At 37.5% G+C, this 8,620-nt stretch carries 5 protein-coding genes; all 5 read right to left on the reverse strand.

Translation table 11 applies throughout. The annotated features are described in order from the left end of the window. Positions 1 to 33: 33 nt before the first annotated feature. Positions 34 to 579: a transposase gene (locus ABWH96_RS19065; protein WP_375579092.1), complete on the reverse strand. Its 546-nt coding sequence runs from the start codon at positions 577 to 579 to the stop codon at positions 34 to 36. Positions 580 to 715: 136 nt separating this feature from the next. Next, the gene (locus ABWH96_RS19070; protein WP_375579093.1) at positions 716 to 2,440 is read right to left on the reverse strand and encodes a hypothetical protein; all 1,725 of its coding nucleotides are present in this window, start codon (positions 2,438 to 2,440) and stop codon (positions 716 to 718) included. Further along, entirely contained in the window at positions 2,424 to 3,938 is a 1,515-nt protein-coding gene (locus ABWH96_RS19075; RefSeq protein WP_375579094.1) for a PorP/SprF family type IX secretion system membrane protein, read from the reverse strand. Before ABWH96_RS19075 ends, ABWH96_RS19070 begins: the two co-directional genes overlap by 17 nt. 3 nt (positions 3,939 to 3,941) lie before the next feature. Further along, positions 3,942 to 8,312: an FG-GAP-like repeat-containing protein gene (locus ABWH96_RS19080; protein WP_375579095.1), complete on the reverse strand. Its 4,371-nt coding sequence runs from the start codon at positions 8,310 to 8,312 to the stop codon at positions 3,942 to 3,944. Further along, positions 8,309 to 8,620: a T9SS type A sorting domain-containing protein gene (locus ABWH96_RS19085; protein WP_375579096.1), complete on the reverse strand. Its 312-nt coding sequence runs from the start codon at positions 8,618 to 8,620 to the stop codon at positions 8,309 to 8,311. The genes ABWH96_RS19080 and ABWH96_RS19085 overlap by 4 nt, the downstream gene beginning before the upstream one ends.

The raw sequence follows: 8,620 nt of genomic DNA on the forward strand, positions 1-8,620 counted from the left end.
GAGCTTCCCAGCTCGTACCTCGTATCCTCTTATTCAAAGAAAAGAAATATCTAACAATCCTTTCCCTCCACAATAATCTATTGCGCTACTGTATTTCCAATCCTGTGGCTCTCTTACAAAACCAGCTTTCACAGGATTGTTATGCGTATATTCTAATTTTTGATCCATTACCTCTGGAGTCCACAATTCTATAGGATGATTATGCTGCTGCCAAAATTGTCTTTTTTTAGCATTTGAATTTTTGCTAGCTGCTCTTTCCATTATCCATAACAGCCAATCTTTTCTACTTTCTTGTGCATTTTCTTCAATTGACTTCTGTAACTGATTTGATGTAAACTGTTTAAATGATTTCAATACATCACCAGGATTATTTTCTTTAGCACTATAGATCAAATGAATATGGTTGGTCATAATGCAGTAAGCAAAAATATCCATCCCCTTCTCTTTTTTACAATGCTGTAAGCTTTCAATTACTTGATTAAAATATACTTCTCTAACAAAAACATCAATCCAATAGACTGTTGCAAAGCTGACGAAGTAAATTCCTTCCTTATTTAAAAACTTGTGTTTTCTGCTCATTTGGTTAATCTTTGGTTCTTTATATTATTAAGCAAAAGAAGCAAAAGCACGAGCTTGGAAGCTCGCGCTAGCACTTTTGATTGCCAATTCCACTTCGATTGCTGGTGCGAGCTTCCTAGCTCGTACCTAGTACCTCTCAAAACTGATAACTATAAGTTAATGTCCCATTATATTCTGCCCTAATCGTACTTTCAGATAATTCATTTCCTAAAGTTTTTCTGTTAATAAATGCATTGGTAAAACTGAAATTATGCTTTTCCTTCAAGCTATAAGTCGCACTTAAGCGACAATTGAAAATGGTATTTTGTAATTGACTATTGTTATAGCTATTGTTTATAGCAGACGACAAACTTAACCTAAGCTGCTTTTCCATGAGTGATTTACTGACTGAGAAGACTGGGCCAACCGTAAGGTTTTGTATTTCAGTTGCCTCTTGCAAACTCACATTCATGGAAGCAGAAAAACTAAGTTCCGATGGCTTCCATTGGTTTACATAGCCAAAATTCCCATTATAAAACATGGAGCCTGAATTTTGCTCTTCCCCCCCTTGCTCATCGGTGGTCTGCTGCGCTGATAAATTAGCCGTTAAAGAAGCCGATTTTTCTTCCGTTGCTTTTAAAACATAATTGGTATTGAAATTTATATTTTGTGATATCTGCGTGAAATTCAAAGTATCGGTAGGTTGCACCAATGGGTTAGGGTTATTGATATCTTCAAACTGCGAACGGATATTGGTATAAGTTTGGAAATTAGAATAGCTGCTGCTTAAACTCAATTTATCGGAAGCGGTATAATTCAGATTTACAGCCCCTACCCAACGGGTCATTTGGTTCACTTTCTGATCTTCCAGATTATCCCTCTGAAGCCCGACATTACTGCTTATACTTACTTTATTGTCAAATAGCTGAGTAGCTCCGTTTACCGTAATGTTCTCCAGGTCACTATTAAAATAATAAGCTCCATGTGTTTTGTATTCAGGGTCTACCCTTTCATATCCTATTCCGATTGTATATCCATTTCCGCCATAATTTAAATTGGATTTAAAGGCATGATAATAAGAGGTAGACAAACGATGCCTAAACAAGCCATTACTGCTAGGAAAAGGGGCAAATACTTCACGGTTAATGGTTTCTGATTCCAGATTTCGGCTAAGGGCAGATTGTGCATATTCAAAAGATAATGAAAAGCTGCTGAAAAGCGTGGTGCTTCCGTTTAAGCCAATCACCATATTTTCTTCCGGCAATACTTCCGAATCCTCTGGAACAAAATCTATTGAATTAGGATCGTCTTTAGATTTGAATAAAATTAAATTCAGTTGGTAGCCCTCGCCATTATAGCCCACATTGGTTCCATAGCCAAAACGTTGGTACATGGGGTCATTCCCTACAGCGGTATCCACTACAATGGGCTTTTGCAATCTCCCTGCCATAGCACTCACACTCCAAGGGCCATCGGGTCGTAATTCTACTCCACCCCCTAAGAATAAATGACCGCTTAAGGTATAAGGACTAAAACTCATGCTTGTATAACCAGCATGCAGGGTAATCCATTTATATGTTGGGCTTACTCCATATTGGTTAAAGGGCTGCTGAAAGCCAAATTGCTGATTAGAAAAATTGAAAGTTAATGGTATACTTAAACCATAAATGGAAAAATTAAGATTTCCATTGAGGTAATAATTATAGGGGTCACGTCTTTGATCACCACCAAAAGAGCTATTGAACAGTTGTGAAACTGAAACGCCACCATTTACTTTGATAGCTTCCCCTTTCCCAATTTGGGATAAATCTTGCCCGTTCAATTTAAGAACAGAAAAAGATAGAAATAAAAAAACGATATAGTGTCTAATCTTTAGTGGCATAAATCAGGAATTCTACCCTTCTGTTTTTAGCTCTATTTTCTTCATTATTATTTTTCACCAAAGGTTCGGTGGCTCCTTTACCCTCATAGCTCAATCTATCAGCAGCAATGCCAATACTTTCCAGATAATCTCGAACTCCTTTAGCGCGTTCTACTGAAATTTTCTGGTTGGCCTCTTCTGTCCCTACATTATCAGTATGACCGGTAACCCTTAATTTTAAAGCTGTATTGGCCTGCATCATCACAGCTATATCATCCAAATAGGATTTAGCTTCATCATTCAAAGTGGTCTCGTTAAAGCCGTAATTGAAATTTTTCCTCAGTTCGAAAGAGAAATCACGGCTTACAGAAGTCTTATATTCCTTTTCGATGACTTTTACCGGTTGATCTTGAAAGTCATCCTCTTCAAATTCACGTGTACTACCGATTGAATGCTCTTCTTCAGGAAGCTCTTCTTCTTTAGTGATCGACAATCGCTTGAAAATACTAACTGAGAATTCAGTGGAAGCCATCTGAGCTTCATTTTCAAGGTGTAAGTCTATTGCAAAGCCTACTGAAAAATTTCTTTGGGCTATTTGAGTACCCAAACTAATTCGGTCTCCTGAGAAATATCTTGCAAATACATCTAAACTACCTGCAGTAAAAGGATCAAATGAGCTTTTATCTTCAAATTGAAAACTCCATTTTGGCCCTGCTCCCCAAAAAATTTCATTTAAGCTTTTATGACCCAATGCTTCTACATAAAAAGCATGCTGGTTCAGTTTAAAAAACTGATAGCCTCCTAAAGCTGAAAATTGTAGTGGGATTTCATCGTCTCCGTTAATAAAACTACGCGCGGGTTGATTGAGATTAAAAAGCGAAACACCTAAATAGTTTCTTCTATGTCCTTCCGCATCTTCATCATACCACATCAATCCTGAGGCAACAGAAAAATAAGTCAGCTGTTGTCTTTCAAATTCTTCTCCCAAACCGGCAGTTTCGTCAAACCCTTGATTATTTACCCATTGGCTTCCGGTTGTAAAACTTGCAGTATTAAAACCAGATTGGCTGGCACTTAGCTCCACCCCCATTGCTAAGAAATTATTGGGCAAAATTTCCAAATTATAAGCAAAGCCTGGCTTTATGCTGTAAAAAGTATAGGGGATGCCTTCCGAAACCTTATCGCTTTGGGCGACTAAGCTAAATCCTCCCCATCGCTTTCCTGCTGATTGATTTATAAGTGCATATTGAAATTGCATCTGCGTACTATTGATACTCATTCCATTACTGTATCTCTGGATTCTGTAAATTGCATTCGCTCCAATTAAATTTTTGGAGGCCGAAGCAGCAGGATTCAAAGCAATTTCACCAAAGCCATAATTGGAAAATTGAGTATTTTGAGCATAGAGTGAAGTACTCATTAAAGCACAAAAAATCAGCACCAATCCAGCTGCTTTGGAAAAGCAATTGCTCAAATAATTCCCTAAATAAATAAGGTTCTTTTCGTAAATTTTCTCCATCCGCTATCTCATCAAATTAATTACCCCTGATTGCTGCCCATTAAAACTTAAAGGACGCTCATCAAAATATTTACCTTTTATACTCCAGACATAAACACCAGATTCAATAGGATTCCCATTATGATTTCCATCCCAGCCTTCTCCATAAGCCTCCTCCACAGAGTTTGTACTGTACAATAATTTACCTCCTCTGGTAAATACCTTGAATTCAATTTCTTTTATCCCTGCCCCATAGATTTTGAAAAAATCATTTTGACCATCATTGTTTGGCGTAAAAAGGTTAGGGATGAATAATTGATTCTCCACGAATACCGTCATCTCCTTTTCAGCTAAACAACCTAGAGAATCCAATACCTCCACAGTATAAGTAGTGGTTCGAACTGGATTGGCAATTGGATTGGCAATAGTGGCATCTGATAATCCACGCTCTGGTTTCCATTGATAAAATTGCCCTCCTGAAGCCAGTAACTGAATGGCATCTCCTGATCCTATAGTGGTGTCTGCTGATAGTGTGATATCTGGAGGTAATTGGACTCTTACCGTAACCTCTGCAGTGTCGGCTTTGCAATTTCCTGCCCATGAAATTACTTGATAAGTAGTAGTTTCTGATGGATTTGCCATAGGATTAGCCACATTCGGATCATCCAAGGATTCAGACGGGCTCCATTCATATTGATAAGGAAAATTGCTCCCATCTGCTGTAGGAGTTCCACCCAATTCGGTGAAATCATCCAAACAAATGATTCTATCTTCACCCGGATCCAGAATAAGCGGTTGATCCAAGGCAACAAAAACTGAATCGGTATAGCTACAACCCTCAGCATTCTGCACTTGAAGGAAAAACCATGTGTCCTCTTCTGGCTTCGCAATAGGATTAGCGATGGAAGCATCAGAGAGCAAATCAGCTGAGCTCCATTCTAAAGTCCAGTTTTCATTTATTCCCTCGGGATTTAACTGCACTTCCGCTTCTTCGCAGATTAAAATGGAATCGCCTGCATTAAAAACTGGCAACGGAATATGCGTGATTTCAACAGAATCTCTAAAAACACAGGAGGTAGCATTCCATTGCTCGGCCCACCATGTCACATTTTGTTTGACTTCTAAGTTCAGGATAGCTGTGGTATCCAACAGTTGTTCGCCTAAATTATTAAACCAATTGATGGAATCAGCTGGTTTATCAATTTCCAATCGTAAATTATCTCCATCACAAACTTGCAGATCATCACCTAAAGAAAATTCGGGCAGCTTATTAGGATTGATGTAGAGCGTATCGTAATTGACGCAAAGCTTTTCATCTCTTGCTGTTAAAAAGAGCGTATCCGCTGAAGTTGCCACATAAGAAATTTCATTAACATCCTCAGCAATTAAACCTTTTAAAGTAGATTCCCATTTTATATAATCATATGTTTGAGAATTTGTAATCACCACTTCTTCTCCTGTGCATACTTCTATACTTTCTGGTAAATCAAGTAGTGGCAGTTCATTTACAGTAAGTGCTAAGGTATCATAAGCAGAACAACCTAAGGAGTCAATAGTTTCTATTGAAACCGTAAGGCTTGAATCAGCTAAAAAGGCAATATTATCGGAATGATTATCAATAAGGGAATCTTCAAAATACCAGTTAATACTATCCTGCAGATTTTGGACTGAAAGATTTACTTCTTCTCCTTTACAGATTTCAAGATCATCTCCTAAAGAATACTGCATAGGCTCATTTGCCACAATTAAAATGGAATCATAATCTACGCAACCATTAAAACTAAACACTTCTGCTATGATAGTATCCGTTTTTTGTACTTGATAATCAAAAAAGCGACTCCCCTCTTCCAAAAGGCCATCAGAAATGGAATACCAATTTACAGATGCAAAACCTGTCCCTGTGTTTAGTAATATGTTGGAGCTTTTGCATATAATAGTATCATTACCAATATCAAAATTGGGTAATTCCAGCTTTGTGATTTCCAAAGTATCATAATTGGTGCACCCTGAGAGGTTGGTTGCCTCCACACAAAGGATATCATTTTGGGTTACCAACCATTCTAAAGTCTGGCTATTTTCAGATAATACCCCCTCTGCATCACTAGTCCATTGGACAGATGACCAATCTCCCGGAAGTTCTATTGTAGTACTGCTTTGATCACAGATTTCCAAATCTGAACCTAAATCCACCACAGGAAGTGGATTGATATTAATCACTACAGTATCGGTAATACTGCATAAATCTGCATTGGTTTTAGTAATGAATAAAGTGTCTATTTCAGTGTAGGAATCGGTAAAAGTATTAACGTCTTCAGCCACTTGACCATTTAAAGACGATACCCATTTTATTGAATTATAAGTTCCAGCAACATTCCATTCTAGTTCTTCCCCTTTGCAAATGGTAGTATCAGTAAGTTCCACGGCAGGGGGCAGGTCAAGTTTTTGAATAATCACGGAATCTAAAATGGTACAATTATTAGCATTAATAAACTCAGCAACCAAAGTATCATTTGCTATCACTTCAAAATCAATAGATTCACTGTCTTCAAGAATAAGACCTTGATTAACGCTATACCAATTGATGGTATGGTCAGGCATATTCAGATTATAGCTCAAAAGCTGTCCGTCACATATACTCTCTGATTCAGGGAGTGGACTGACTGGCAATTCCAACATCTCAATGGCCAAAGTATCGTAAACCGTGCATCCTAAGGTCTTGATGACTTCCACTACAATTGTATCGGTAGCAAGTACTTCCCAAGTCAAATCGTTTTGGTCACTGAACAGCAGACCGTCCTTCAAAGAGTACCAGTTAACTTCATCGTTTACTGTTCCGATAGAAAAAGCTATTTCTTCATTACGACAAATAGCGGTGTCTTTTCCCAAATCAGGATCGAAACATATTGTAAAACTCTGCTCAGGAGAAAATCCTGAAGTTTTACCTCCAGCATCTTTGGATTGCACGGACCAAAAATAAACCCCTTCCTCTAGATTCTTGAGATGAAAACTATTTTGTTGAACTGGCTTGATATTATGAGTGTATAAACCTCCAGATGTTAAGTCTGCCAAAGGTGAATGGATATCTGTATCTCCACTACTTGAACCAACATATAAATTGTAGGAAATGCTTCCAGCATTAGTTAAATCATCCGTAGCTTGATCCCAATTCAACTGAACCGAATCATTTTTTGAAATATGGCTGAGCCCATCTGGAATAGAAGGTGGATTATTCACATTTACAGTCTGGTTTAAAAGCAAACGGCTAATGACCACACTACTGGGATTTATATCAGAAAAACCTGAATAGAAAATATCTTGATTTCCGTTTTGGTCAAAATCTATTACTGAAACCGCTCCATTAGATATTCCATCTACTACTGAATTATCTTCAGTAAAATTTATTCCATTCCAAGTATATAAAAGACCTTGAAAATCACTGCTATTGTCTAAACCAAAAAGCAAAATATCCAGGTCTCCATCATTCTCTACATCAATCACTTCAATTGAACTTGAACTTAAAGTGGATAAGCCCGCTGAAAATTCAGAAAATTGCCCTGAGCTATTCTCATATATTTTTACAAAAGGTGAAAAGCTGTTATTCCTACCGCTGATAATTAGATCTAGTTTGCCATTCTCCGTAACATCTGCTGTTACCATTTCCTGGATCAAGTAATCATCCAGTGCACTATTCGCTTGATTCACTATATCCTCACCATCTTGATTTAAATATATTTTTGTAGTAAAAAAACCATCAGCCTTCTCCCCAGAAATAAGGATATCATGATATAAGTCTTCATTTACCTCGAGTACTGCCCAAGTTCCTCTATACACTTGGGGTAATGTAATTCCACTTTCATAAAAATCATTTCCATCATTGAGCCATAAACTGCTTTCTATATTACCACTACTGTTGACCCCCATCATCAGTATATCTGAATGACCGTTTTGATCAAAATCAACAGCTGCCAATTGAGCAGAATGCATAGCAGGTAAATTATAAGCCGTTTCAACGAAGCCTGTAGCTGATCCCAATAAAACTTTGGTTTCCGGGACTGCTGACGAATTTTCCCCTGTATAAATTATATCAGTGAAATTATCACTATTGACATCCATCAGAAGGAAATGACTTTTTTCCAAAGCTGAAACAGGCAAACCTTCAGAAGAAAAGGTATTATCTCCATTATTCCTGTAGAGACTAAAAATACGATTACCATTTTCCGTTGCCCCATCCACAATCAAATCAGGAAAACCATCATAATTAAAGTCTAGCCATTCTGATTGAGAATTTCCTAAAGCTGGAACCCCAAAAGTATTATGTTCAGTAAAAGACTGAGAAAACAGGATTTCAGAAGTGAAAAGAAATAGTATTAGGAATAAGAATTTAGGACGCATCATTTCACTATAAATTTCTTGGTAACCGTTTTTCCACCTGATTGAGCCATTACTAAATACACTCCTGATGGCAGGCTTTGATTATCTATATCAAAAACATAATGCTCGTTTTCCTTTCCCTTCAAAGATGTAATTACACGCCCTTTATTCAAATCAAAAACATGAATCTCAATATCTCCAGGATTATTCAAACGAGTATCGAGTCGAAATACTCCATAATTTGGGTTTGGAAATACATTAACATCCAATTGAATATCATTCCCCAGTTTAGCCTGCATTTCCCTTTGCATTTCGGCTACTTCGGGAGACAT

The sequence above is a fragment of the Marivirga tractuosa genome (genome assembly GCF_042140215.1).
In the GTDB taxonomy this organism is placed as follows: Bacteria; Bacteroidota; Bacteroidia; order Cytophagales; family Cyclobacteriaceae; genus Marivirga; species Marivirga tractuosa_A.